General features: G+C 47.9%; 29 protein-coding genes. 26 read left to right on the top strand and 3 right to left on the bottom strand.

The features are described 5' to 3' along the window. Positions 1-58 precede the first annotated feature (58 nt). The 26 genes from rpmD (at position 59) to GA520_RS02665 (ending at position 21,886) form a co-directional block, all read left to right on the top strand. The gene (rpmD, locus tag GA520_RS02540; RefSeq protein WP_163340009.1) at positions 59-241 is read left to right on the top strand and encodes a 50S ribosomal protein L30; all 183 of its coding nucleotides are present in this window, start codon (positions 59-61) and stop codon (positions 239-241) included. Between the two features lie 4 nt (positions 242-245). Beyond that, positions 246-677 carry a 50S ribosomal protein L15 gene (gene rplO / locus GA520_RS02545; protein WP_163340054.1) on the top strand — a complete coding sequence of 144 codons (432 nt, stop codon included), beginning with the start codon at positions 246-248 and terminating at the stop codon, positions 675-677. 83 nt (positions 678-760) lie between these two features. Beyond that, positions 761-2,065, top strand: a complete 1,305-nt coding sequence (secY, locus tag GA520_RS02550; RefSeq protein WP_163340010.1) for a preprotein translocase subunit SecY — start codon at positions 761-763, stop codon at positions 2,063-2,065. Positions 2,066-2,128: 63 nt separating this feature from the next. Further along, entirely contained in the window at positions 2,129-2,860 is a 732-nt protein-coding gene (map, locus tag GA520_RS02555; RefSeq protein WP_163340011.1) for a type I methionyl aminopeptidase, read from the top strand. An 85-nt stretch (positions 2,861-2,945) separates the two neighbouring features. Beyond that, the gene (infA, locus tag GA520_RS02560) at positions 2,946-3,182 is read left to right on the top strand and encodes a translation initiation factor IF-1 (protein ID WP_163340012.1); all 237 of its coding nucleotides are present in this window, start codon (positions 2,946-2,948) and stop codon (positions 3,180-3,182) included. A 14-nt stretch (positions 3,183-3,196) separates the two neighbouring features. After that, complete coding sequence (rpmJ, locus tag GA520_RS02565) at positions 3,197-3,310, top strand: 50S ribosomal protein L36 (RefSeq protein ID WP_083818937.1); 114 nt, start codon at positions 3,197-3,199, stop codon at positions 3,308-3,310. Positions 3,311-3,357: 47 nt separating this feature from the next. Next, entirely contained in the window at positions 3,358-3,723 is a 366-nt protein-coding gene (gene rpsM / locus GA520_RS02570; RefSeq protein WP_163340013.1) for a 30S ribosomal protein S13, read from the top strand. Between the two features lie 28 nt (positions 3,724-3,751). Then, positions 3,752-4,150, top strand: coding sequence for a 30S ribosomal protein S11 (rpsK, locus tag GA520_RS02575; RefSeq protein ID WP_163340014.1), 399 nt, complete (start codon positions 3,752-3,754; stop codon positions 4,148-4,150). Positions 4,151-4,196: 46 nt separating this feature from the next. Further along, positions 4,197-4,826 (top strand): 30S ribosomal protein S4, encoded by a 630-nt coding sequence (gene rpsD / locus GA520_RS02580; protein WP_163340015.1) that lies wholly within the window; start codon positions 4,197-4,199, stop codon positions 4,824-4,826. 168 nt (positions 4,827-4,994) lie between these two features. Continuing rightward, positions 4,995-6,032: a DNA-directed RNA polymerase subunit alpha gene (locus GA520_RS02585; protein ID WP_163340016.1), complete on the top strand. Its 1,038-nt coding sequence runs from the start codon at positions 4,995-4,997 to the stop codon at positions 6,030-6,032. A gap of 82 nt (positions 6,033-6,114) precedes the next feature. Next, positions 6,115-6,507 (top strand): 50S ribosomal protein L17, encoded by a 393-nt coding sequence (rplQ, locus tag GA520_RS02590; RefSeq protein ID WP_163340017.1) that lies wholly within the window; start codon positions 6,115-6,117, stop codon positions 6,505-6,507. 113 nt (positions 6,508-6,620) lie between these two features. Continuing rightward, positions 6,621-7,388, top strand: coding sequence for a YkgJ family cysteine cluster protein (locus tag GA520_RS02595; protein ID WP_163340018.1), 768 nt, complete (start codon positions 6,621-6,623; stop codon positions 7,386-7,388). 300 nt (positions 7,389-7,688) lie between these two features. Further along, positions 7,689-8,468, top strand: coding sequence for a 30S ribosomal protein S2 (rpsB, locus tag GA520_RS02600; protein WP_163340019.1), 780 nt, complete (start codon positions 7,689-7,691; stop codon positions 8,466-8,468). A 172-nt stretch (positions 8,469-8,640) separates the two neighbouring features. Beyond that, positions 8,641-9,240 carry a translation elongation factor Ts gene (tsf, locus tag GA520_RS02605; RefSeq protein WP_163340020.1) on the top strand — a complete coding sequence of 200 codons (600 nt, stop codon included), beginning with the start codon at positions 8,641-8,643 and terminating at the stop codon, positions 9,238-9,240. 198 nt (positions 9,241-9,438) lie between these two features. Then, positions 9,439-10,152, top strand: a complete 714-nt coding sequence (pyrH, locus tag GA520_RS02610; protein WP_163340021.1) for a UMP kinase — start codon at positions 9,439-9,441, stop codon at positions 10,150-10,152. 38 nt (positions 10,153-10,190) lie between these two features. After that, entirely contained in the window at positions 10,191-10,745 is a 555-nt protein-coding gene (gene frr, locus GA520_RS02615; RefSeq protein WP_205749379.1) for a ribosome recycling factor, read from the top strand. Positions 10,746-10,785: 40 nt separating this feature from the next. Next, positions 10,786-11,532 (top strand): isoprenyl transferase, encoded by a 747-nt coding sequence (locus GA520_RS02620; protein WP_163340023.1) that lies wholly within the window; start codon positions 10,786-10,788, stop codon positions 11,530-11,532. Between the two features lie 3 nt (positions 11,533-11,535). Then, a complete protein-coding gene (locus tag GA520_RS02625; protein ID WP_163340024.1) occupies positions 11,536-12,339 on the top strand; it encodes a phosphatidate cytidylyltransferase in 804 nt (267 codons plus the stop codon). After that, positions 12,336-13,484 carry a 1-deoxy-D-xylulose-5-phosphate reductoisomerase gene (locus GA520_RS02630; protein ID WP_163340025.1) on the top strand — a complete coding sequence of 383 codons (1,149 nt, stop codon included), beginning with the start codon at positions 12,336-12,338 and terminating at the stop codon, positions 13,482-13,484. The genes GA520_RS02625 and GA520_RS02630 overlap by 4 nt, the downstream gene beginning before the upstream one ends. Before the next feature lie 71 nt (positions 13,485-13,555). After that, positions 13,556-14,617: an RIP metalloprotease RseP gene (gene rseP / locus GA520_RS02635; RefSeq protein WP_163340026.1), complete on the top strand. Its 1,062-nt coding sequence runs from the start codon at positions 13,556-13,558 to the stop codon at positions 14,615-14,617. Between the two features lie 20 nt (positions 14,618-14,637). Beyond that, entirely contained in the window at positions 14,638-15,360 is a 723-nt protein-coding gene (tsaB, locus tag GA520_RS02640; protein WP_163340027.1) for a tRNA (adenosine(37)-N6)-threonylcarbamoyltransferase complex dimerization subunit type 1 TsaB, read from the top strand. Beyond that, complete coding sequence (gene ispG, locus GA520_RS02645; protein ID WP_163340028.1) at positions 15,357-16,439, top strand: flavodoxin-dependent (E)-4-hydroxy-3-methylbut-2-enyl-diphosphate synthase; 1,083 nt, start codon at positions 15,357-15,359, stop codon at positions 16,437-16,439. Before tsaB ends, ispG begins: the two co-directional genes overlap by 4 nt. Before the next feature lie 88 nt (positions 16,440-16,527). Then, positions 16,528-18,234: a proline--tRNA ligase gene (locus GA520_RS02650; RefSeq protein ID WP_163340029.1), complete on the top strand. Its 1,707-nt coding sequence runs from the start codon at positions 16,528-16,530 to the stop codon at positions 18,232-18,234. Positions 18,235-18,253: 19 nt separating this feature from the next. Further along, positions 18,254-20,440 (top strand): bifunctional (p)ppGpp synthetase/guanosine-3',5'-bis(diphosphate) 3'-pyrophosphohydrolase, encoded by a 2,187-nt coding sequence (locus GA520_RS02655; RefSeq protein ID WP_163340030.1) that lies wholly within the window; start codon positions 18,254-18,256, stop codon positions 20,438-20,440. A gap of 12 nt (positions 20,441-20,452) precedes the next feature. Further along, entirely contained in the window at positions 20,453-20,908 is a 456-nt protein-coding gene (locus GA520_RS02660; protein WP_163340031.1) for a Smr/MutS family protein, read from the top strand. A gap of 198 nt (positions 20,909-21,106) precedes the next feature. After that, positions 21,107-21,886 carry an FKBP-type peptidyl-prolyl cis-trans isomerase gene (locus tag GA520_RS02665; protein WP_163340032.1) on the top strand — a complete coding sequence of 260 codons (780 nt, stop codon included), beginning with the start codon at positions 21,107-21,109 and terminating at the stop codon, positions 21,884-21,886. Positions 21,887-21,994: 108 nt separating this feature from the next. Here the strand turns inward: GA520_RS02665 and GA520_RS02670 are convergent, their stop codons facing one another. The 3 genes from GA520_RS02670 to crcB are packed head-to-tail and all read right to left on the bottom strand — an operon-like array spanning position 21,995 to position 24,338. Continuing rightward, positions 21,995-22,825, bottom strand: coding sequence for a DUF362 domain-containing protein (locus GA520_RS02670; protein ID WP_163340033.1), 831 nt, complete (start codon positions 22,823-22,825; stop codon positions 21,995-21,997). Between the two features lie 2 nt (positions 22,826-22,827). Then, a complete protein-coding gene (locus tag GA520_RS02675; protein ID WP_163340034.1) occupies positions 22,828-23,916 on the bottom strand; it encodes an LptF/LptG family permease in 1,089 nt (362 codons plus the stop codon). Between the two features lie 29 nt (positions 23,917-23,945). After that, positions 23,946-24,338 carry a fluoride efflux transporter CrcB gene (crcB, locus tag GA520_RS02680; RefSeq protein ID WP_163340035.1) on the bottom strand — a complete coding sequence of 131 codons (393 nt, stop codon included), beginning with the start codon at positions 24,336-24,338 and terminating at the stop codon, positions 23,946-23,948. Positions 24,339-24,703: the final 365 nt, after the last annotated feature.

The following is a 24,703-nucleotide window of genomic DNA, read 5'->3' on the forward strand; positions in this document are numbered from 1 at the left end:
ACCCTGTTTGAATACAGCAGGGTCACGTTTTGTAAAATTATTATATAAAGGTAGTCAAATGGCCGAGACAATTACATTTACTCTGGTCAAGAGTGGTATTGGCAGTACTGAGAAAATTCGTGCCACATTGACCGGGCTTGGACTCACCAAACTCAATAAGACAATCACACGGAAGGATACCCCGGAAATTCGGGGCATGCTCAACAAAGTAGGGCATCTTGTCCGTATTGAGGAGGCATAACATGTTGAATTTATCAAATCTTTCTCCTCAGAAGGGTGCGAAAAAGCAGCGCAAGAGACTTGGAAGAGGTCCCGGTACCGGTCACGGCAAAACTGCCGGGCGCGGACATAAAGGGTACAAATCACGATCCGGTTCCGGAGTAAAGCCGGGGTTTGAGGGTGGTCAGATGCCGTTACAGCGCCGCCTGCCGAAACGTGGATTCAATAATATTTTCCGTAAAGAGTTTACCATTGTCTCTTTGGATCAACTTGAGGCTTTCGAAGGCTCCGATATTATCACTACCCAGGCGTTGGTTGAAGCCGGTGTTGTTAAAGCGGGTGCTGCAGTAAAGGTTCTTGCCAACGGTGCAATCACCAAGGCCATTAAGGTCCAGGTAGAGAAAACCAGTGGTAAGGCGAAAGAGCTGATCGAAGCCGCAGGCGGAGAAGTTCTGTAATTTTCCGGGCCGTGTCATGCTGAAAGGATGACACGGCTCGAGTTGCTTTACCTAGAATCCCGTTTCGTTATAGGAAATTAATAATGAGTGGATTGCAGAGTGCTGCCAACATACCTGAGCTACGTAGAAGAATTCTTTTTACGATCATTATGCTGGCTGTTTACAGGATGGGAGTTCAGATCCCGACCCCCGGAATTAACAGCGAGGCTCTGGCCAGTTTTTTTGCCCAGAATGCCGGCACGCTGTTCGGCATGTTCAACATGTTCTCGGGTGGTGCTCTTGAGAATTTTTCTATTTTCGCACTTGGCATTATGCCGTACATCAGTGCGTCAATTATCATTCAGTTATTGACCGTTGTCATTCCGCAGCTTGAAAGTCTGAAAAAAGAAGGACAGGCGGGACAAAGGAAAATCACACAGTATACTCGGTACGGTACAGTATTTCTGAGTATTATTCAGGGTACATTTATTGCAGTAGGTCTTGAAGGAATGAGCGGGCCCGGTGGTGAGGCTATTGTCCTTCATCCCGGTGTACAGTTTAAACTCATGACCATGCTGACGTTAACCTCCGGAACCGCATTTATCATGTGGCTGGGCGAGCAGATGACTGAGCGTGGGATTGGAAATGGTATCTCACTCATCATCTTTGCAGGTATTGTGGCACGCGTTCCTGCTGCCATCGTGAACTCAATCCAGCTCGTTAAAGCCGGTGAGATAGCGATGTTTTTTATACCCCTGTTGCTTGTCTTCATGTTCGGTGTCATTTATGTAATAGTGTTTTGTGAAACGTCACAGCGGAGGATTCCTATACAGTACGCCAAGCGTGTTGTAGGGAAGCGCGTCTATGGCGGACAGAGTTCACATTTGCCGCTTAAGATTAACGTTTCAGGTGTTATACCGCCGATCTTTGCATCTTCTATAATGATGTTTCCGGCGACAATCGGCGGCTTTATACAGGTTGATTGGGTACAGCGGGCATCAGCTGCTTTACAACCCGGAACGGTATACTATTACCTTATTTATATTGTGATGATCGTGTTCTTCTGCTTTTTCTATACGGCTGTAACATTCAAGCCGGATGATGTGGCTGAGAACTTGAAAAAGAATGGTGGTTTTATACCAGGCATTCGGCCTGGCAAAAGAACGGCTGAGTTTATTGACAAGGTGTTGACCAGGCTCACCGTGGTCGGAGCAATTTATCTCAGTACAGTTTGTGTGTTGCCAACCATAATGATCTCGAAATTTAACATTCCGTTCTATTTTGGCGGTACAGCGCTGCTGATCGTTGTAGGTGTAGGGATCGATACGATATCGCAGGTCGAATCACACCTGCATATGCGCAATTATGAAGGTTTCATGAAACAAGGCCGGATCAAGGGGCGTAGGTAGACTGTGTTTTGTGCGGATCCAAGTTGCGGTAAATCTATTGTGGTGAAGAGCCATGATGAGATAATGCGGCTGTATGAAGCAAATCAGATAGTTGCTGAGACACTTTGTATGCTGCAGGATGTGGTTGAGCCTGGAATTACAACCCTTGAACTCGACCAAATGGCCGAGGAACTGTGCCGGAAAAGAAATGCTGTACCCGCCTTCAAGGGATACCGAGGGTTTCCGGGAAGTCTTTGTGTATCGATAAATGAGGAAGTAGTCCACGGCATACCTTCCAGAAAAAGGAAGTTGCGTAAAGGAGATATCCTCTCTGTCGATTTCGGCACAAAGTATAAGGGATATTATGGTGATTCTGCCGTAACCATACCTGTCGGGAAGATAGATCCTGAACACAAACGATTGCTCGAGGTAACCAGGGAGTCATTGAACAGGGCTATTGACCAGGTAGTAGCCGGCAACCGGGTCTCTGATATATCCAAAGCTGTACAACAGTTTGTTGAGGATGAAAAGTTTTCTGTTGTCAGGCAGTTTGTCGGTCATGGGATCGGGACCGCGTTGCATGAAGGACCGGAAATTCCCAACTTCTTCCAGGGGGAGAGATCACCGAAACTGCTTGTTGGTATGGTGCTCGCGATAGAGCCTATGGTCAATATGGGAACCTATAAAGTAAAGGTGCTACGCGATGGCTGGACAGTTATAACGGCGGACAAGAAACCGTCCGCACATTTTGAGCATTCCGTTGCTGTAACGGAGAACGGACCGTACATACTGAGCTCCAGAGAGAATTTTAGCTAGAAATGCAAAAAGTACTTCTCTTTTTGATGGAGTTGAGTTATATTTATCGGCTTTGAATTGAAAACCACTTTTTTCAGGAGCCTCCATGGCTAAAGAAGAAGCTATTGAAGTAGAGGGTACTATTATCGAGCCACTTCCCAATGCGATGTTTAGGGTTGAACTCGATAATGGGCATAAAGTTCTTGCCCATATATCCGGAAAAATGCGAATGCATTTTATTAAAATATTACCCGGTGACCGGGTTACAGTAGAACTTTCCCCATATGATCTGACCAGGGGAAGGGTGACATTTCGGGCGAAGAACGCCAAAAAGAAAAGATAGAGAGTTTGATTGCTATGAAAGTTCGCGCGTCAGTAAAAAAGATATGCAGTGACTGTAAGGTGTATAAGCGTAACGGGGTTGTACGAGTATCCTGTAAGGTTAAAAAACACAAGCAGCGGCAGGGATAATCAAACTTTTCTCGATATAAAATTCACCTCTTTGAAGGAGATAGGCCTTGGCACGATTAGCTGGAGTTGACCTTCCAAAAAACAAACATCTGGATAGGGCACTAACATATATTCACGGATTAGGACTTACGTCTGCCAGAAAAATTCTGGACGCAGTGGATTTACCTTACACCATGAATAGCGATGATCTTAACGGCGATGATATCAACAGACTCCGTAAAGTTATCGAAGAAGAATATATGGTAGAGGGTGACCGTCGGCGTGAGGTTTCCATGGATATCAAACGTCTCATGGATCTCGGCTGTTACCGTGGTCGCCGTCATCGCACCGGACTGCCATGTCGCGGACAGCGGACAAAGACCAATGCCCGTACCCGTAAAGGGCCCCGTCGTGGTGCTGCACGCCGGAAATAAATTTTTATTTTATATACAGGTATAAGAAATGGCCGGACCAAAACGTGCAGAGGCACGATCTAAAAAACGCGTAAAAAAGAATGTGCCTGAGGGTATTGTATACATATATTCCACCTTCAATAACACAATCGTAACGATTTCAGACAAGCAGGGTAATGTTGTGTCTTGGTGCTCCGCCGGTGTTCTCGGTTTTAAGGGTTCCAGGAAATCAACACCTTTTGCTGCCCAGAACACCCTTGCCGATGCCGCAAAAAAAGCAGCGGATGTCGGTATGAGGAAAGTCGAGGTCAAAGTAAAAGGACCAGGGCCAGGACGTGAGGCTGCTCTTCGTGCACTCGTCAATACCGGATTTGAGGTAAGTAAGATATATGACATTACGCCTATTCCTCACAACGGTTGTAAGCCGCCGAAGCGTCGTCGGGTATAATTCCACTGCTTTTATACAATTACCATAACAGAAATGGAGGCCGAAGTTGGCTAGAAATATTGGTGCTGCATGCCGTCGCTGCAGACGTGAAAATCTGAAGCTGTTCCTCAAGGGTGACAGATGTTACTCCGATAAGTGCTCATTTGAGCGTCGTGCATTCGGGCCAGGTCAACATGGACAGGCTCGGTTCAGAAAGCTCTCCGATTACGCAGTGCAGCTGCGTGAAAAGCAGAAAGTTAAATCTTTGTACGGTATGCTTGAGGGTCAGTTCCGACTTACCTTTGCCAAGGCAGAAAGACAGAAAGGAGTCACCGGTGAGAATCTGCTGATTCTCCTTGAAAGACGTCTGGACAATGCTGTCTTTCGTGCAGGGTTTGCTTCTTCCAGGACACAGGCAAGGCAACTGGTTCGGCACAAACACATTCTCGTGAACGGCCGTAAAGTAAATATTCCTTCTTTCATGGTATCTGAAAACGATGTGATCTCGCTGAAAGAAAAGAGCCGTGCAAATGCCATCATCAATGAGAACCTCGAAGCAGTAGCGAGACGTGGTGTTCCGAGTTGGCTCGAGATGGATAAAGACAATTACAAGGCGAGCGTGAAAGCTCTTCCGAACAGGGAAGAGATTACCATGCCGATCCAGGAGCAGCTCATTGTCGAGCTTTACTCCAAGTAATCTGTATTAAACAATTAATTGCAGATATCTCCGCTTTGACGGAGTTATCTGCGTTATTTTTTGTTAGCGTTCGGGGAAGCGCCTTTGGGAAAAAGTAAGGCCTTTACTACGGAAGGTCCAAACCCGAAGGGAAACGAAAAAGCTCAAAGAAACGCAAGAAGGAAATTTATGACGCAAGCTGCCGAAGAAAAAATACCGTTCTATCGTAATTGGCGTGAGCTGATCAAGCCTGAGAGGATTGAGGTAGACAGGGCAAAACACACCGAATCCTACGGCAAATTTGTCTGTCAACCTCTTGAGCGAGGCTTTGCTTCCACGATCGGAAACTCGCTTCGCAGGATTTTGCTCTCCTCGATCCAGGGTGCGGCGATTACGACTGTAAAAATTGAAGGTGCCCTACACGAGTTTACCACCTTGAAAGATGTGATGGAGGATGTGAGTGAAATCATCCTGAATGTTAAGCAGATCAGGTTGAAACTTAACTCCGAAGAATCACAAGTCGTTGTTGTCGAAAAGCATGGCCCGGGTGTTGTGACAGCTGAAGACATCTCTCCATCAGGGTTTGTTGAGGTGATGAATCCTGAACAGGTGATCTGTACCCTTACTGGAGATATCAGCTTCCGTGCTGAATTTACTGTAGAGTGGGGAAAGGGATATCAACCTGCCGAGATGCAGAATAAGGAAGATCTTTCTATCGGGCAAATACCAATAGATGCTATTTTTACCCCGATCAAGAAAATCCAGTACTTTGTTGCCCAGGCACGTGTTGGTCAACAAACTGACTATGATAAACTGACCATTGAGATTGAGACAGACGGTAGTGTAAAACCTGAAAATTCACTTGCTTATGCTGCAAAGATACTCAAAGATCAAATGACCATCTTCATCAACTTTGATGAAGAACAGGCTGAACCGGCCAAAACAGAGGATACTGAGAAAGATGCAGAGCCGCTCAATCCGTATCTTGATAAACCGGTTGAAGATCTCGAACTATCTGTTCGTTCAGCAAATTGCTTGAAGAATGCCGAGATTCACTACATCGGTGACCTCGCCCAGAAGACCGATCAAGAGATGCTGAAAACCAAGAATTTCGGTCGGAAGTCGTTGAACGAGATCAAAGCATTGCTCGCGGAAATGGATTTGACCCTAGGAATGAAGTTTGATACCTGGGTGCGCCCTAATAGCCGCGATAAAGACGAAGAGTAGGGGTAGGGCGAGACGCTCTATTCTAATTTTAAAATAGATCTACCTGAAGGCGGTTTTCTTCAGGAGTGTTGAGGATAGGCAGATGAGACATAAAAAATCCGGCAGAAAACTTGGCCGCACGAGTTCACATCGTGATGCGATGTACAGAAACATGGTGACCTCTCTTTTCGAGCATGAGCGCATTGTCACTACCAAGGAGAAGGCAAAAGAGCTGCGACCGATCGCTGAAAAAATGATTACTCTCGCAAAGCGCGGGGATATGCATGCTCGTCGTCAGGCTCTCTCCTACATCAGGTCAAAAGATGTTGTTCATAAGCTTTTTACCGATATCCAGGAACAGTTTTCAGAGCGTAACGGTGGATATACCAGAATCATTCAGACCGGTATTCGTCGTGGCGATGCTGCATCCATGGCTATAATTGAGCTGGTTGGGTACGAAGAAGCACCTCTCGTGATTGAAGAGGATGAAAACTGAGATCGCACCGGACATTTTGAAGTTATAGAGGCTGACAGGGATTTACTACCCTGCCAGCCTTTTCTCGTTTTACCTGTTTTAATTTCTGTTTGAAGCTTAAGAGTAGATACGTTATGACAATTCAAGAAAAGAATTTTCCAGAAGGCATGGTTCCCCTTGGCACTGAGCCATTTTCATTTAAGTGTCATCCCGGTGTATCATGCTTTACTGTCTGTTGCAGAAAAGTGGATCTTATTCTTTACCCCTATGATGTTATCCGGCTAAAAAACAATTTGAATTTGAGTTCAGGTGATTTTTTGAACAGATATGCGCGACCTGTTCAGGGGCAAAACCCTTACTTCCCAACTCTAATGCTTCGGTTGAACGACGAGGGGACGGGCTCTTGCCCTTTCTTGACAGAGCAGGGGTGTTCGGTTTATGACGATAGGCCAACTGACTGCCGGACCTACCCATTAGAACGAGCCGTTGATAGAAACCCTGATAACCGGAAGAAGAACGATTACTATTTCATTGTTCATCATGATTATTGCAAAGGGCATAAAGAGAGTGAAGAGTTTACCGTTAAACAGTGGATTCGCAACCAGCGCCTGGATGTATATAATACCTATAATGAACTCTGGACAGATATGGATACTTTTTTTCAATCCAATCCCTGGAAAGGTGAAGGAGTTGGAGGTCCTGGTCAGCAGGTGGCATTTATGGTCTGTTACAATATCGATATGTTTCGTGGTTTTTGTGGTGAACATAAAATATTAGAGCGTTTTAAAATAACCCGTGACAGGCGAAGAGGTATTGAGAAAGATGATTTTGAGTTGCTTAAATTCGGTTTCGACTGGCTCAAGCATATTAATGGTGTACAGTCCGGATTAGTGCAGAAATAAGTCTGTGGTGGGTGAGATTAATATTTCGAGTCCATATTTATTGACAACCTGTATGTAAATATAGATGAGCAGGTAGATTTTGTTGATGTTTCACCAACTTTCAGGAAGCGACAGATCTGCTCGTCGAAAACTTGATATTTGAGATCACTCATGGTAAAAGATAAGGTTGATCAATGAAAGGATGGGCCAAGGTGGCCTTTCCATAACAACACACACATCTTCGAAGATCCTGGTGTCATTCCGATTGAACAATCATGGATGATTAAAGAAGATGGAGGAAAAACCAGAAAAGGAGTTACAATGGCAAGTGCAACAGTAAAAGACATGTTACAGGCAGGGCTTCACTTTGGTCACCAGACCAGACGTTGGAATCCTAAAATGAAACCATATATTTTTGGCCCTCGTAACGGTATCTATATTATCAATCTCGATCTGACAAAAAAACTTTTTGATAAATCCTGTGATTTTATCAGTAACGAAGTTGCTGCAGGAGGATCAGTTCTTTTCGTTGGAACCAAGCGTCAGGCTCAGATGATCATACGTGAAGAAGCTCAAAGATCAGGTATGTACTATGTTGATCATCGCTGGCTTGGTGGCATGCTGACAAACTTTCAGACCATCAAAAAATCTATTGAACGTCTGAAGTCTATCGAGTCTATGCAGGCTGATGGATCTATCAACCGGTTTCCTAAAAAGGAAATTTTGTTGATGGAAAAAGAGCGGATTAAACTCGAGCGTAACGTCGGTGGTATCAAGGATATGCGTAACCTGCCAACCGTGATGTTCGTTGTTGATCCGAAGAAAGAGGCCATCGCCGTTAATGAAGCCCAAAAACTTGGTATCACCGTAGTCGCAGTTACTGATACTAACTGTGATCCTGATGGACTTGATTACGTTATTCCGGGTAATGATGATGCAATTCGTTCCATTCGTCTGCTCAGCCATCATGTGGCTGAGGCTATACTGTCCGGAAAAGCACAGCGTGACGGTGAAGATGCCTCGGATGAAGCTGTCGCAGCAGCCATGGCCGATGCCGGAAGTGAGATGCTGAAAGATGAGGCTGCTCCAGAGCAGCAGTAGTCTTCGAGCCGGCTGATAACCGGGTCCGGAAATTTAAAAGGGGCTGGTCTGTTGACTGCCCCTTTTGTTGTGTCGGGTACAGATGAGATGCAGCAATAGCTCTCACCTGATGGGCCCGACATTATATAGAGAATATTTACGTTTGTTAAACGTTATGTAAAGGAGAAATGCCATGAAAATAACGAGCCAGATGGTAAAGGACCTGCGTGATAAGACCCAGGCCGGCATGATGGATTGCAAAAAAGCTTTGAGCGAAACCGAAGGCGATATGGAAAAGGCAGTAGATCTGTTGCGCCAGAAAGGTCTTGCTGTTGCTGCCAAACGAGCAGGCCGTGCTACTAGTGAAGGGGTAGTCGCGACATATATTCATGCGGGTGGAAAACTCGGTGTTATGGTCGAGGTTGGTTGTGAAACTGACTTTGTTGCCAAGAATGAGTCTTTTGTCGAATTTGCCCGTGACATAGCTATGCACATCGCTGCAGCCAACCCGGTTGGTGTGGCACGAGAAGACGTTCCCGAGGAGATAGTTGCCCGGGAGAAAGAAATTTATGTCCAGCAGGCGCTTGATTCCGGCAAGCCGGAAGCCATTGTCGAGAAGATGGTTACCGGTAAACTGGATAAATTCATCAGCGAGATCTGTCTGCTTGAACAAAAATACGTGAAAGACCCGGAATTGTCTATTCAGGACAAACTCAACGAGGTTGTCGCATCAATGGGCGAAAACATCTCAATCAAGAGATTTGCCCGCTTCCAGGTTGGTACCGAAGAGTAATCCCGTCCTACTTTGCCGGCCGATATGTCAGACGACAGTCGGCCGGACTTGTATTGCCCTAAATTCATTTCCATGAACCTGAATTTAGGGACAATCCGTATTTCCCTTGAACAGATACGTTGGAATCAGCTATTGTTCAACAGATGTGCGGAACACCCGCCATATTACCGAAACCACAACCAGATAGCAGGAGAGATAATGCAAGTACAATACCAAAGGATTCTTCTGAAGCTGAGCGGTGAAGCCCTTATGGGGGATGATGCTTACGGCATTAATACTGATGTCCTCGACTTTGTCGCAGGCGAAATTAAAGGAATCGTTCAAATGGGAGTTCAACCGGGTATCGTTATTGGTGCGGGAAATATCTTCAGGGGGGTAGCAGGTGCCTCTAAAGGTATGGACAGAACGACCGCTGATAATATGGGGATGCTTGCAACCGTTATGAACAGTCTGGCTATGCAGGATGCGCTGGAGCGTGAAGGTGTCATTACCAGGGTCATGTCAGCGATCCCGATGCAGTCGGTTTGTGAGCCGTATATACGTAGACGTGCAACCCGTCATCTTGAAAAAGGGCGTGTCGTGATATTTGCTGCGGGTACCGGGAATCCATATTTTACAACTGATTCAGCAGGTGTGTTGCGAGCCTTGGAGATTGATGCAAATGTCATTATAAAGGCAACTAAAGTCGATGGCGTGTACGATAAAGACCCTGTTATTTACGATGATGCCGTCAAATATGAAAAACTGACCTTTGACGATGTCCTTCGGCAGGGGCTAAGAGTAATGGACGCCGCAGGTATAGCACTGGCCAAAGAAGATGATAAGCCTATAATGGTGTTGAATATGGCTGTTGCAGACAATATCAAGAAGGCGGTCTGCGGAGAGAGTGTGGGGAGTTTGATCACTTCCTGATCTTTTTAATTATCCTATCAGACAGCAGAGGTATGAGCATGAGTGACGTAATTTTTGAAATGGCTGAAAAGATGGAAAAGAGTGTCGAGGCGTTCAAAAACGAGTTGTCCAAGGTCCGGACAGGTCGGGCTTCCCTCTCTTTGCTTGACGGAATATTGGTCGACGCGTACGGGAGTACCATGCCAATGAACCAGGTTGGAACACTGACAATCCCTGAAAGTCGAATGATTGCTATCCAACCGTGGGATCCACAAATGTTGGCCGCTATCGAGAAGGCAATTTTAAAATCCGATATTGGCCTGACTCCTGTAAACGATGGGAAAATTATTCGCCTCAACATTCCACAACTTACTGAAGAACGCCGCAAGCAGTTGGTGAAGCAGGTAAAAAAAGTGGCTGAGGAGTTCCGTGTAGCCGTGCGCAACTCTCGCCGAGACGCTATCGATACACTTAAAAAACAGAAAAAGGACAAGGAAATATCCGAGGACGATCTGTTCAAAATGCAGGATGAAGCCCAGACTGAAACCGATAATTACATCAAGCAGATAGATGAGGTTACCGCTTCCAAGGAAAAAGAGGTAATGGAAGTCTAGGGCGGAATGTTCCGCTACTTTTGAGAAGGAAAGGAACATTATGGTTAACGATCCGGTGATAGATGCCGGCCGCTTGCCGCGCCATATCGCAATTATTATGGACGGAAACGGACGCTGGGCCCAGGGGCGCAACCAGCCACGACTTTTCGGTCATAAGGCCGGAGCGGGATCGGTCCGCGAGATAGTTGAAGTTTGCCGTGAGATAGGCATTGAGGTACTGACTCTTTATGCTTTTTCTTCGGAAAACTGGAACAGGCCTGAACAGGAAGTAAGCGGGTTGATGTCCATCCTGAAGAATTACCTGATCTCCGAGTTGAATCGAATGCTTGATAATGGTATTCGCCTTCGCTGTATAGGTGACATCGCGCGACTTCCTGATGAGCCACGGTTAACGCTTCTTGACTCAATGGAAAGCACCGCAGGCAACACAGACATGACGCTCAATCTCGCCCTCAGTTATGGTGGTCGGGACGAGATGACCCGTGCGATCCGGCAGATTGGCGAGGACTGTAAAAGTGGGAAACTCGATCCTCAGGATATCACCGAGGAGGATATCACTACCCGGCTTGATACTGCAGGATTACCTGATCCGGATCTATTGATCCGGACCGGTGGCGAGGCCCGTCTCTCCAATTTTTTACTGTGGCAGGCCTCCTATGCCGAAATCTATTTCACGGAAACAATGTGGCCGGATTTTCGTCGTACCCAATTTTTGAAAGCCATCAGTGAATTCCAGCAACGAGAACGTCGCTTCGGCAAAACCAGTGCTCAAGTTACAGCCGGGTAAACTATGAAACGAACGTTACCGGGAATTGGCCTGGCTTTGGCATGGGTTGTACTGCTGCTTGTTGGAACGCCACTCCTCTTTCATTTTGTTATGATAGGGGTGGCAGCCGTTTGCGGTTATGAATATACCCGTATGGCACTTGGGGAAGAGATCACGGCTATGTCCCGGTTGTACCTAGCCGGCACTCTTGTTTTCCCAATTTTATTCAGTGGTGTCCTGATAACGGGTCCCGGAGTAATAGACGGCCTGTTCATTTCTTTTTTTCTTATCTCATCCTATTTTCTTTGTCGCTATACACAATTTGAAGACAGTTATGACAAACTGTGCCGGCTTGGGTTTGGCGTTGTTTACATAGGGGTTCTGGCCTCTTATCTGGTTCAACTGCGTTATCTGCCGGACGGGGGGGCATGGCTGGTTGTTCTTTCTTCAGTGACGGCCGGATCGGATACCGGTGCCTATATGTTTGGGACGGCTTTTGGACGTAATAAGCTGTGTCCTGGTATCAGTCCGAACAAGAGTATTGAAGGTGCGATTGGTGGTCTTGCTTCAGGGGTAGCGGCAGCTTTTCTTTTTGCCTGGTTACTGTTTGACCATGTAAACTGGCTTTTTGTTGCTGTTGCCGCGATTGTTTTAACTGTTGTCGGCATAATGGGTGATCTTACCGAGTCGATCATTAAACGTGGAACAGGAACAAAAGATTCCGGTATCATCCTGGCGGGACACGGCGGTGCCCTGGATCGGATTGACTCAATGCTTTTGGCAGCTCCCTTCTTTTATTATATGTTACTGGTCATGGGGTCGGTATGAATAGGATTTCTCTTCTTGGTTCCACTGGCTCTATTGGCCGTAATGTCTTGGAAGTTGTTCGACAGTTCCCGGATCTCTATGACATAGCAGGCCTTGCAGCAGGTAAAAATATTGAGGTGCTGCGGGCCCAGGTAGAAGAGTTTGCCCCCGAGTTGGTCTCTGTTGCCGATGAGGCGGGGGCAGCTGAATTGCGTGAAATGCTTCCCGCATCGTATCGGGACCGGGTCGTAACCGGTACCAATGGAAATTGCTCGGTCGCGTCACTGGCTAGTGCTGATGTTACAGTTTCGTCGATTGTCGGGGGGGCGGGTCTTTTGCCGACACTTGAGGCCATCCGTAGCGGCAAGACTATTGGGCTCGCCAATAAAGAGACTCTCGTCATGGCAGGTAAAATAGTCATGAAAGAAGCCCAGGAACACGGGGTGAATGTTCTGCCTATCGATTCAGAACACAGTGCTATTTTCCAGGCGCTTGAAGCGGGCAGGAAGGAAGATGTCGTTAAGATTATCCTGACCGCATCAGGAGGCCCGTTTCGCGGTAAAACCAAGGAGCAACTGCGAGAGGTTACGCGGGAGCAGGCGCTTAATCATCCCAACTGGGATATGGGGCAGAAGATCACTATCGATTCTGCCACCCTGATGAATAAGGGACTGGAGGTGATCGAAGCTCGGTGGCTTTTTGGCATGTCGGTTGAAAATATTGACGTGGTTGTTCATCCACAATCTGTGGTGCACTCACTCGTCGAATACCAGGACGGCTCTGTTATGGCCCAGCTAGGTATTCCCGATATGCGGATTCCCATTGCTTATGCCCTGTCCTACCCTAGAAGGTTGCCCCTGGCACTAAAACCACTTAAATTGTCACAATGCTCCAATCTTGAATTCTATGAGCCTGATTACGATTGTTTCCCGGCTCTGGGTTTGGCTTTTGAGGCGATCAGGAGCGGTGGTGTAGCTCCCGCGGTACTCAATGGGGCTAATGAGGTCGCTGTTGCGGCCTTTCTAGGCGAGAAGATACCGTTCCATCGAATCTCAGAGATTGTCGAGGAGACAATGGACCAGGTGCAGGACGGTCGTGATGATTCTCTTGATGATATTCTTGCTGCCGATGGTAAGGCTCGTAGAATTGCAGATAGTCTTGTTTGAGGCATAGCCTGAAATAATGCTTATTTTAGTATGAAGTAAACCCTCCACCAGTTCAATAGGTTTGTTGTATTATGCATACGTTTCTTGGTTTTATTGTCGCCCTTGGGCCCTTAATTTTTGTTCATGAACTCGGCCATTTTATTTTCGCAAAACTCTTTGGAGTACGCGTCCTGAAGTTTTCACTTGGCTTCGGTCCGAAAGTTTTTGGTAAAAGATTCGGCGAGACAGAGTACGTGCTGTCTGCCATCCCGCTCGGTGGGTATGTGAAAATGTTTGGGGAAAATCCAGACGAGCAAGATGTTGATCCGGCTGAACGTGCTGTCTCCTTTGCCCATAAAAGTGTCGGGCAACGGTTTGGAATCGTCTTTGCCGGACCTCTTTTTAACTTTCTTTTTACCTTGCTGGTTTTCTTTTTCATGTTTCTGATTGCAGGGGTTCCTGAAATTAAGGACACGACACGGATAGGCCAGGTTATAGAAGGATCGCCTGCCGCCAGTGCCGGGTTGCAGGATAACGACGTTATTCTTGAAATTAATGGTGCTTTGACCGAGAAATGGCTGGATGTCCTTGAAGGGGTAAGGGACAGCAACGGTGAAGTGGTTGCCATGGTGGTACTGAGGGATAATGAGGAGATGTCTTTCTCTGTCACTCCTCAGCTCGAGGATGTGAAGAATATTTTCGGTGAGGTTGAGGGACAGAGATACAGGGTAGGTATTGCCCCGGCAGAAGGCTTCAATTATGTTTCAACAGGCCCCGTCGGGGCTATGAAAAATGCGGCTATGCAAACCTGGGCTTACGTGGATATGACGGTGATGGGATTAGTTAAACTAATCCAGGGGGTCATCCCGATGTCGGAGTTGGGGGGGCCGATTCTTATAGCCAAGATTGCCGGTCAGCAGATGGAGGCAGGCCTGATAAATCTCATGTACTTTATGGGCCTGCTCAGCGTGAATCTTGGGATCCTGAACCTGTTACCTATTCCGGTGCTTGATGGCGGCCACCTTATGTTCCTGACTATTGAATCAATCCGCAGGAAGCCAATGGAAGAGAGGGCTCAGATCATTGCTCAGCAGATTGGCATAGCACTTTTGGGGACATTGATGATCCTGGTGTTCTATAACGATATTTTTTGATTATCGGTTTGAAGGATCTGATGAATGAGCAGCCCCGTTATATTTTAGCGATTGATACGGCAACACCCTGTTCGACCGTAGCCATAACCCGGGGTGGTATTGGTGACGGTGAGGTGACAGGCACGGTATCGCTCAGCTCGTCTGTCACCCACTCACGAAGGCTGCTCAGTGCCATCGACTGGCTATTGACGGAAGCGGGGGTTGAAAAAAATCAGGTAACAGGCTACGCCACAGGCCTTGGGCCCGGAAGCTTTACCGGTCTGCGCATCGGCATGGCAACGGCAAAAGGTCTGGCTGGCGCATCGGATGCTCCTCTCTATGGTGTCTCAACCCTCGATATGCTCGCTTCCTGCTGTACAAACTCGAATCGTCTTATCTGTAGCGTATTGGATGCCCGAAAAAAAGAACTGTATGCTGCTTTTTACAGAATGGATGTCGCGACAGGTTATCCTCGCCGCATCTCGAATATTGAAGCCTTGCCTCCAGAGAGTCTTGTTGCGCGCATAACTGAACCTGTCCTGATGATTGGTGACGGCTTAAAGGCGTATGGAGAGATTCTTAAAGAACAGATCGGGGAGAAAATGAGTGTCGCCCCAGCCCATCTCTGGAGTCCGTCTGCCGCAACCCTTGGTCTTCTGGCCGGTGATCTGGCCCGGCGCAATGAAACCCTTGATATTTCTGCAGCTACACCATTTTATGTCCGGGCCTCGGATGCTGAACTCAACCTGAAAAAGAAATCGTGATTATTCGTCGACAGACCAAACAGATTAATGTCGGTAGTGTACCTATCGGCGGGATGAGTCCTATTTCGGTGCAGTCCATGACGAATACCGATACCAAGGACACTGAGGCCACCATCAGCCAGATTCATCGTCTTGAAAAAGCGGGTTGCGAGATTATTCGTGTTGCCGTACTTGATCAGGAAGCGGCGCTGTGCCTGCAGACGATACGGGACAAAATTAGTATTCCCCTTATTGCCGATATTCATTTCGACCACCGGCTGGCGATTGCATCCATGGAAAACGGGGCCCAGGCGATCCGGATTAATCCGGGGAATCTTGGGGGTGAGGGAAAGCTTTCCAGAGTGGTGGCTGCCGCTAAACAGCACAGGGTACCTATTCGTGTGGGGGTAAACAGCGGTTCCATTGAAAAGGACCTGCTCAAAGAGCATGGCTATCCGACGCCCGAGAAGCCGACCTCCCTTATCAAAAGTGCAATCCGCAATGTGCGGCTGCTGGAAAAGCACGGCTATGATGAGATTAAGATTTCCATAAAATCCTCCGATGTGATGACTACAGTGAGTGGATATCAGCAATTATCTCAGGTTACGGATTATCCCTTGCATCTTGGTGTCACCGAAGCGGGTGGGTTGATTGCGGGAACTGTCAAGTCAAGCGTTGCACTTGGCATTCTTCTCAGTCAGGGGATCGGAGATACCTTCCGGGTATCCCTGACACGAGACCCGGTAGAAGAGATCCGGGTTGGTTTTGAGGTGCTGCGGGCGCTTAAGATCAGGGAGAGAGGACCGGAGTTGATATCCTGCCCTACCTGCGGCAGGACCCGGATAGATCTGTTCTCACTTGCAGAAGAGGTGGAAAAGTATGTTCAGACCATGGAGACCCCTATAAAAGTAGCTGTTATGGGGTGTGTGGTGAATGGTCCCGGGGAAGCCCGCGAAGCGGATATCGGGGTAACCGGCGGCAATGGAGTCGGCATCATCTTCAAGAAAGGCGAGATTTATAAAAAGGTACCTGAGGATGAACTGCTCGAGGTCTTCATGGAGGAATTGAAAAAGATGGAAGAGGAAGGGCGGAAAAGGTGAAAACCTGGTAAACTGACAGTTTTGCAAAACAGCAAATCCGACCGGTTTCCGGATACAACTCAAACTTCAAAAGTAACTATTAAAACGTATGCGCTATTCTCAAACATTACTGCCGACACTAAAGGAAACGCCTGCAGAGGCTGAGGTTATCAGCCATCGTCTTATGCTGCGTGCAGGTTTTATGCGAAAGCTCACCGCAGGGGTCTACAGTTATCTCCCTTATGGTTGGGCGGCAATACGCAGGGTTGAGGCTATTGTCCGTGAAGAGATGAACCGGGCCGGTGCCCTGGAGATGATGATGCCGATGGTCCAGCCAGCCGATATCTGGAAGGAGTCGGGCAGATATGAGAAATATGGACCGGAGTTACTGCGCTTTCACGATCGGCATGACCGGGAATCCTGTCTTGGGCCGACCCACGAGGAGGTTATTACCGATATTATCCGGCGCGAGCTGCATTCCTATCGTGACCTGCCTATTAACCTGTATCAGATCCAGACCAAGTTTCGTGATGAGATTCGTCCCCGTTTCGGTTTAATGCGCGGGCGTGAGTTTATCATGAAGGATGCTTATTCCTTCGATGTGGACGATGCCGGTGCCGAGGTCTCCTACAGAAAGATGTATGATGCCTATAAACGTATTTTTACTCGCTGTGGTCTCGAGTTTCGAGCTGTACAGGCTGATTCCGGCGCTATCGGTGGAAGTTTCTCTCATGAGTTCATGGTCCTGGCCGATACGGGCGAGGACACTATCGTGGTCTGCAAGGATTGCGAATATGCCGCTAATATGGAAAAAGCGGTGGTAAAGGTGGTGGCTGCAGAGGAAGATGTGGCCCTTGCTGAATTGGAAAAAATCGAAACCCCGGGGAAAAGAAAGGTCCAGGCGGTCTGTGAATTTCTTGATATTTCCCCCGCAACCCTGGTGAAGACCCTCGTCTATCTTGCAGATGGTGAACCGGTGGCGGTCCTTTTGCGTGGTGACAGGGAAGTGGAAGAGGTGAAACTGAAAAACCTGCTTGGTGTGGCCGAAGTTGAAATGGCGGAAGACAAAAAGGTTTTTGATGCAACCGGTGTTCCCACTGGCTATCTCGGGCCTGTCGATATTAAGATCCGGGTGGTAGCTGATCAGGAAGTTGCGCATTTGCATAATTTTGTGGTGGGCGGCAATGAGAAGAACTATCACCTGAAAAACGTCAATATGGGTCGTGATTTTGAGGTAGAGGCCGTTGCTGATCTCCGGCAGATTACCACCGATGACCCGTGTCCAGAGTGTGGTGGTAAACTTGACCTTACCGAGGGGATCGAGGTAGGTCACGTGTTCAAACTCGGAACCTCGTATTCAGAGTCCATGCAGGCACTCTTTCAGGATAGTGACGGCCAGGAGAAGCCTTTCGTAATGGGTTGTTACGGTATCGGTGTAAGCCGTGTTGTGGCGGCGGCTATCGAACAGAATCATGATGAAAATGGTATTGTATTTCCGATTCCCCTGGCTCCATATCAAGTCATCATTCTCAACCTTGGTCTCAAGGATGAGGCAATCAGTACAGCCGCTGAAAAACTTTACGAAGAGCTGAGCGCTGCAGGAATCGATGTGCTGCTCGACGATCGTGATGAACGACCAGGGTCAAAATTTAAGGATGCTGACCTGCTTGGCATTCCCTACCGTGTCACAGTCGGGAAGTCGTTTACCAAAAACAAGGTGTTCGAGATTCGTAACCGAAGGGACGGCCGGACTGAAGAGCTGGGACCGGAACAGACTGTTACAACCCTGATTAAACAAATCCAGGCGGCACTTTAGCAATACGTCAGCAGTTACCATGCCTTATTCAGCGATACCATCGCCGCACAATATAAAAGTACTTGCCAGGGATTACCTGCATGATGTCGATCTCTCACCGATCGATGATGCCTGGGAGTTGATCACGGAGGTGCATTCAGGAAAGATGCATTTCTCAGGTGAGTCATATCTGGTGCATGTGCTTGAGGTAGGATCGACCCTGGCATCCATGCATCTCGATCTGGACACCGTCTTGGCAGGGATGCTGCACGGAGTGCTAAAAGAAGGGGTGACCATTGAGGATCTCCGTGCCAGGTTTGGCGAGAATGTGGCTGTAATTGTAGATGGTTCAACCAAGATTAATAAGGTCCAGTATTCCAGCAAGCTTGTTAACCAGGCGGAAAACGTACGCAAGATGCTGTTGGCTATTGCCTCGGATATACGTGTCTTACTGGTGAAACTGGTGGATAGGCTGCAGGATATGTTCCTCCTTGAGCGGGTGGAGCGCGACAGGCAACTGGAGATCGCTCATGAGACCATGGACCTGTATGCGCCCCTTGCAAGTCGGCTCGGTATCGACTGGATCAAGAGGGAGCTTGAAGATTACTCCTTCAAATATCTTCACCCGGTCGAGTATGCTGATCTTGCTGCTAAGCTTGAAAGTTCGCTGGTCGAACGACAGGAATATGTGGATGAGGTTATCTCCATTCTTGAGGAAAAGCTTGGCGAGGCGGGTATCAAACCGATCCGGATAATCGGCAGGCCCAAACACCTTTATTCCATCTATAAGAAACTGATCGCCCAGAACATCCCGCTTGAGCGGGTGTACGACAAGGTTGCTTTTCGTATTATAGTAGATAGTGTTCGGGAATGTTACGAATCCCTCGGGATTATCCATGCTGATTGGGCACCGGTTCCCGGCAGGATCAAGGATTTTATCTCTGTTCCTAAAGCAAATAATTACCAGTCAATGCACACCACGGTAGTTGGACCGAGAGATCATTTTATTGAAATCCAGATCCGGACCGAACAGATGGACCGCATCGCCCAGGAGGGAGTTGCAGCACATTGGGCTTACAAAGAGGGTCAAAAGGCCTCCGATAGAGATGCCCGGTTGTTCAAGGAACTGAAGAACCTGGTGAAGTCACTCCAGGAGGTTGAAGATCCCCGCGAGTTTCTGGATAGTGTTAAGGGTGAATTATATGACCCTGATGTGTATGCACTCACACCCGCTGGGGATGTAAAGGAATTTCCACGCGGCAGTTGCCCTATCGATTTTGCCTACGCTATACATACGGAGGTTGGTGATCACTGTGTTGGTGCCAAGGTCAATGGACGTCTGGTACAGTTGAAGTACCAGCTTACAAACGGCGACATTGTAGAGATTGTTACGTCCCCAACCCAGACTCCCCGGCGAGGCTGGCTTAATCTCGTCAAGACCAGCAAAGCAAAAGCCAGGATTCGTTCCTGGCTGAGACGTGAGGAAAAGGAAGAAGCTCTTCGTTTAGGCAGGGAGATTTGCGAGCGCGAGATCCGCCTGCATGATACATCACTTAAAAAGATGATCAAAAGTGGTCATATCCGTTTGCTTTTAAAAGAGTTACGGTGCAACTCTCTTGAGGATATGCTGGTCAAGGTGGGTACCGGTGGAATTACCGTGCAGTCCCTTGTTCGTGCTCTGGAACCGCCAGAACTGGCTCGTGAGAAAGAGGCCAAGGCTGCCGGTGCCATGCAGCCTGATGAGGTGGCAGCTGCTTTTCTCAGCCAGCATTCTTCGGGTGGCGAGGGGGCAAAAGAGGGTATTTCCATCGATGGTATTGAGGGCATGCTGGTGAAGGTAAGCCAGTGTTGCAGCCCTGTGCCGGGGGACGCTATTGTCGGGTTTATCACCCACGGCAGGGGTGTTTCCGTTCATAAAACGGATTGTCCCAACCTCCAGTCGACTGATCCTAACCGTTGGATCGATGTCACCTGGTCCGGCCTGGACAGTAAACATTACAGGGTCGGTCTCTATATCAGAGCCGAAAACCGGCGGGGTATTTTTGCCGAAATCAGTTCCGCAATCTCTGCTGATAACGCCAACCTGTCCGAAATATCAGCGCATACCACCCCGGAGGATATTGCAGATCTGCGCCTTGTGCTCGAGGTCGAAAATCTGGATCACCTGCAGCGTATTATGCAGCATCTCCGTCAGATGGAGCATGTTATCTCAGTCCGAAGGACCTGATGGACTTGTGGTATGGGGTTATGTGAAGTCTGCGGTAATGACATTCCCGCAGCAAGTTCAAGTTGCAGGTTTTGTGGCAGTCCGCAATCGGGTCATCAGGGTGTATCTTCCTCTCCCAAAAAAGACTTCCGCCGGAAAGTGGTCAATCTGGAAAGGGGTATGCCGGCGGCAGAAGACGCTATTCGTTTTCTGGAGGCGGCAATTTCCGAAGCCCGGGCCCAGAGGATATCCATACTCACCGTTATCCATGGTTATGGGTCAAGTGGCAAGGGTGGCAAGATTCGCAGGGAGTGCCACAGCATACTTGACTACAAGTGCAGCAAAGGAGAATTACAGGACTATTTGCCGGGTGAGGACTTTAGCAGGAGAAACGGTCCAACCAAATCGTTGTTAAGGAGGTATCCCCAACTGCTCTCTGACAGGAACCTGGACAGGGGAAACCGGGGGATAAGCTTGATTATCCTTTGAGGTATCGTTTTCATCATTACATTATTGTAATTTAAAGATATTCCATCATTGAACGGATGTTTTTTAGAGCCGGATGGGGTATAGATTGGGTTCTTGTTCAACGAGTACTGACTTGTTGTAGAATTGGATTAAAAAAATTTTCGAAGCAATTACATGCAAATATGTGTGCGCAACCTGCGCCGGAAAAGGAGTTGTTACATGAAACGTACTATTGTGCTGTTTGCAGCATGTCTGTTGGTTTCCCCAATAATGGTCCAGGCTGAAGAGAAAGCGAAGCAGCCCCTCGATACATTTGAGAAAAAACTGAGTTATGCCATGGGGGCCGATGTCGGAAAATACTTTCGCGGACTGGGTAAGGATATCGATTTTGAGACCCTTATATACGGTATTACCGACGGATACGCAGAGGCGGAACTGGCGTTGAATCAGGAAGAGATTGTAATGGTTCAACAGGAATTCGGTGCACGACTTCAGGCTCAGAAAGCCGCTGAGCTGGAGTCTATGAAAGAGAAGAACCTTGCATCAGGAAAAACCTTCCTTGAGGCAAACAAGAAGAAAGAAGGCGTTATGGTAACCGAGTCCGGTCTTCAGTATGAGTTCATCACCAAAGGTGAAGGACCTATGCCCAAGATCGATGATCAGGTAAAGGTCGATTACGTTGGTACACTGGTAGACGGTACTGAGTTCGATAGCTCCATTAAAAGAGGTGAACCGGTCGTCTTTGGTGTGAATCAGGTTATTCCGGGCTGGAGTGAAGCGCTGAAGCTGTTGCCGGTAGGTTCCAAGGCACGCCTTGTTATTCCTTCCAACCTTGCATATGGAGAGCAGGGTGTTATGCCAAAAATCGAGCCTAATTCAGTACTTGTTTTTGAAGTGACCCTGCATGCTATAGAAGGTGGGGAAGAGGTAGTCGAGCCGGAAGAAGCGACGGCTGCTCCGGAAGAGGCAAAGCCTGCTGAGACCGATAAAAAAGAATAACGTTTTATTAAAATAGCAAGAAAAGGGCCGGTCGCTGCAAGTGACCGGCTCTTTTTTTTTCAGGACACCATGTCTATAGGGCTGGTAAAGCGGGATCTGCAGGCTCGGTTACAGAGTGATAATTTCAAGTGGCTCGGCGCACCCGAGTATTCCGTTGGCTTTACTGATGTGGCCGATCTTTGTGTAATCTTTACCTAGCAGCCTGCAGCCGTAACTGTCTATGGCTACCGGGTCCCATGATACGGCGATCTTACCTATCGGCGGATCACATTGTGGCCCCCACAGGTGAGCCTGGGCCATGCCGATCGAGGCATCGAGCAGGCTGAAATCTGGAGTTCGGTATTGGTTGAGGTCGAAAACCGCATCCTGGATATTGGCGTGGAAGGATGATTTGCCCCAGTGACCCCCCTGCTGGTAATGTGCGGGGGGTGGGCAACCCATCATGTTTTTCATGGTCAGGGTGACGCTGGAAAGTGAGTGGGCCTTCAGCACCGGAACGGATAACAGGAAAACATCATCCAGTAGTTTGGGCAGGTACATCTGCGGCCATCTCGGGCAGTCGTTACGCTCCCGCATAATCCATTCTTCCTTATTGAGATCGATCAATTCTACATCGTTCCCCCTTGCCATTTCAATATAACCAAGCAGGTCGTAACAGTGGAATGTATCGTAGTCTGTAGATCCGGTTCCCTCACCGATAATAATCCGTTTATCTGGGAGTTTATTTTTTAAATACAGGATAACAGCTTCAACGATCTCAACCGGAGTGGTGATGGGAGGCTGCAATGCCTCGACAAGATTCGGCTTGATGAGGATAGTGGGCTGGTTGATATGGTGTTCCAGACCGGCATGACTGAACAGGTTAGCAACACCATCCAGGCGTGAATCGCATTTTGTTGTCCAGACAGTTCCTCTACATGCACACTCCGTGAACTTCACTTCTACATATCCTCTCTTCTCAGCAGGATAATACCGATTGTGGAAAAAATTATATGGATGGATACAGCTGCCGCAATTGGTGGCAGATACCCGGCAATGGCAAGAGATTGCATGGTTCCCCATGATCCCCAGGCAAAAAAAGCGAGACCACAACTGGTCGGGATAGCAACAGACAGATCCCGGCCCCAGCGTTTGTATGAAATAAGCAATATAGGCAAGCCAAGCAGAAGCAGGGGGATGCCAAGAAAAATGTACGATATCCGGCCCAGGAAATCAGACCAGGCCTGTCGCTTCAGGCTTGCGGTTTCCTTATTACCGATATCTCGAAACAGGCCGGTAAGAGAGAGTTCGGCTGTTTCGTTCTCGGGGATGAGAAAGTCTTCAGGGCTTTCTGGCAGGGGGAGCTGCCAGTACTCGTTATTACGCACGATGTACTCACCATTTTTTCTCTGTTTCTGGAGTTGGGCATGGTTCAGAATCCATTCCTGGTCGTCACTATCCCATTTCGCGAATTTTGCCGCTAGCAGGGCGTTGACTGTATAATCCTCATTCCACCTGGAATATGAAAAGTTGGTAAAGAGATATCTTTTAGGGTCGGGCCATTCAAAAGAGTAGAAGCCCTCACTACCCTTGTAATAATACCTGCCGCTTCTATAGATGCCCAGCGGTAGTTTTCCCTTAACCTGCTCGTACCAGATATTATTTGTTCGGGTCACGGTGGTAGGTAAAAGCCACTGGGCGGCAGCGGTCATCAGTAACGTCAGGATGATGCCGCCAACGAGAAATGGCCGGATTATGACCCTTAATGGCAATCCACCGGCTTTCAGAGCGGTCAGTTCGTTGGTATGGTTGAGTATACCAAGGCTGATGACACCCGAGAGGAGAATGAGCACCGGACCGAGCTGGTCAACGATGAACGGGATGTTCAATATAAAATATTCGAGTGCCAGACCAAACGATTTTCCTGCCCGTGAGAAATTGTCGAATTTTTCGATAAAATCAACAAGCAGGTAGATTGAAGCAAAGGCTACGTTGACGGTCAGGAAGTTTTTAATGAATTGTTTGAGCAGATATTTATCGAGAAGATTCACTTCATACCTCTAAACCCGTCTAAGACAGGCTAAAAACGTAAAACACGCTCGCCGAGATAAAATCCGGCTGCAACAACGGCGAGCCCGAGGATATTACTTAACAGGATGTATGAGAACCCGTGCAGTATATCTCCCATCTTAAAGAATTGCACACTTTCACGGGCATAGGTGGAGAAGGTGGTGAAGCCACCGAATACACCGGTAAAAAGGAAGAGCCTGAACTCGTGGGAGATATGTATTTTATCAAAACAACTCCAGCATATACCTATTAGCAGGCAGCCACCAAGATTGGCTGTCAGGGTGCCAAACGGAAAATCACTGCTTGTTAAGCGGGCGGCGGCAAGGGCTATCGCATAACGGCTGAGTGAGCCTATTGCACCGCCGAGAGCGACTGCAAATATATTTGCCAGGTGGAGTTGCATTTATTACCTGTTAGACTTCTCTCCGGAAGTACGACCATATCCCTTGTTTCGTGTTTGTTCTAGAATCAAATTGTCCACCTTAGGTACCATTATTTATGTTATTCCGTCAAGAAGAAGGGAAACAGTGGTCGGATTCCGCCCACTTGATTTTCGAATTGCCGGTGTGCTATATTGGAACTCTTGTTTATTGATGCAGGCCTATTCCGGAAGTTGTTGTTTTTTTTACGCCCGCCCGCATTGCACCGCTCTTGGCGTCATATTTCCCGGAATAGTGATAGAGCAGAATTTTACAGGAGGTGGCTGGCATATCGGTTGCCGGTGCGTGTTCTTTCCGTGCACTTCGCGGAGAACCACAAACCGGTGGA

It is taken from the genome of Desulfopila sp. IMCC35008 (assembly GCF_010646885.2).
Lineage (GTDB): Bacteria > Desulfobacterota > Desulfobulbia > Desulfobulbales > Desulfocapsaceae > Desulfopila.

What these genes read in the sequence shown, in the direction of transcription:
- GA520_RS02650 (WP_163340029.1), top strand. Translation starts at nt 16,528, where the DNA reads ATGCGCTATTCTCAAACATTACTGCCGACACTAAAGGAAACGCCTGCA.
- crcB (WP_163340035.1), bottom strand. Translation starts at nt 24,338, where the DNA reads ATGCAACTCCACCTGGCAAATATATTTGCAGTCGCTCTCGGCGGTGCA.
- pyrH (WP_163340021.1), top strand. Translation starts at nt 9,439, where the DNA reads ATGCAAGTACAATACCAAAGGATTCTTCTGAAGCTGAGCGGTGAAGCC.
- GA520_RS02630 (WP_163340025.1), top strand. Translation starts at nt 12,336, where the DNA reads ATGAATAGGATTTCTCTTCTTGGTTCCACTGGCTCTATTGGCCGTAAT.
- GA520_RS02655 (WP_163340030.1), top strand. Translation starts at nt 18,254, where the DNA reads ATGCCTTATTCAGCGATACCATCGCCGCACAATATAAAAGTACTTGCC.
- map (WP_163340011.1), top strand. Translation starts at nt 2,129, where the DNA reads ATGCGGCTGTATGAAGCAAATCAGATAGTTGCTGAGACACTTTGTATG.
- tsaB (WP_163340027.1), top strand. Translation starts at nt 14,638, where the DNA reads ATGAATGAGCAGCCCCGTTATATTTTAGCGATTGATACGGCAACACCC.
- rpsK (WP_163340014.1), top strand. Translation starts at nt 3,752, where the DNA reads ATGGCCGGACCAAAACGTGCAGAGGCACGATCTAAAAAACGCGTAAAA.
- tsf (WP_163340020.1), top strand. Translation starts at nt 8,641, where the DNA reads ATGAAAATAACGAGCCAGATGGTAAAGGACCTGCGTGATAAGACCCAG.
- rpmJ (WP_083818937.1), top strand. Translation starts at nt 3,197, where the DNA reads ATGAAAGTTCGCGCGTCAGTAAAAAAGATATGCAGTGACTGTAAGGTG.
- secY (WP_163340010.1), top strand. Translation starts at nt 761, where the DNA reads ATGAGTGGATTGCAGAGTGCTGCCAACATACCTGAGCTACGTAGAAGA.
- rpsB (WP_163340019.1), top strand. Translation starts at nt 7,689, where the DNA reads ATGGCAAGTGCAACAGTAAAAGACATGTTACAGGCAGGGCTTCACTTT.
- GA520_RS02595 (WP_163340018.1), top strand. Translation starts at nt 6,621, where the DNA reads ATGACAATTCAAGAAAAGAATTTTCCAGAAGGCATGGTTCCCCTTGGC.
- infA (WP_163340012.1), top strand. Translation starts at nt 2,946, where the DNA reads ATGGCTAAAGAAGAAGCTATTGAAGTAGAGGGTACTATTATCGAGCCA.
- GA520_RS02585 (WP_163340016.1), top strand. Translation starts at nt 4,995, where the DNA reads ATGACGCAAGCTGCCGAAGAAAAAATACCGTTCTATCGTAATTGGCGT.
- rpmD (WP_163340009.1), top strand. Translation starts at nt 59, where the DNA reads ATGGCCGAGACAATTACATTTACTCTGGTCAAGAGTGGTATTGGCAGT.
- rplQ (WP_163340017.1), top strand. Translation starts at nt 6,115, where the DNA reads ATGAGACATAAAAAATCCGGCAGAAAACTTGGCCGCACGAGTTCACAT.
- rseP (WP_163340026.1), top strand. Translation starts at nt 13,556, where the DNA reads ATGCATACGTTTCTTGGTTTTATTGTCGCCCTTGGGCCCTTAATTTTT.
- GA520_RS02660 (WP_163340031.1), top strand. Translation starts at nt 20,453, where the DNA reads ATGGGGTTATGTGAAGTCTGCGGTAATGACATTCCCGCAGCAAGTTCA.
- frr (WP_205749379.1), top strand. Translation starts at nt 10,191, where the DNA reads ATGAGTGACGTAATTTTTGAAATGGCTGAAAAGATGGAAAAGAGTGTC.
- GA520_RS02620 (WP_163340023.1), top strand. Translation starts at nt 10,786, where the DNA reads ATGGTTAACGATCCGGTGATAGATGCCGGCCGCTTGCCGCGCCATATC.
- GA520_RS02625 (WP_163340024.1), top strand. Translation starts at nt 11,536, where the DNA reads ATGAAACGAACGTTACCGGGAATTGGCCTGGCTTTGGCATGGGTTGTA.
- GA520_RS02665 (WP_163340032.1), top strand. Translation starts at nt 21,107, where the DNA reads ATGAAACGTACTATTGTGCTGTTTGCAGCATGTCTGTTGGTTTCCCCA.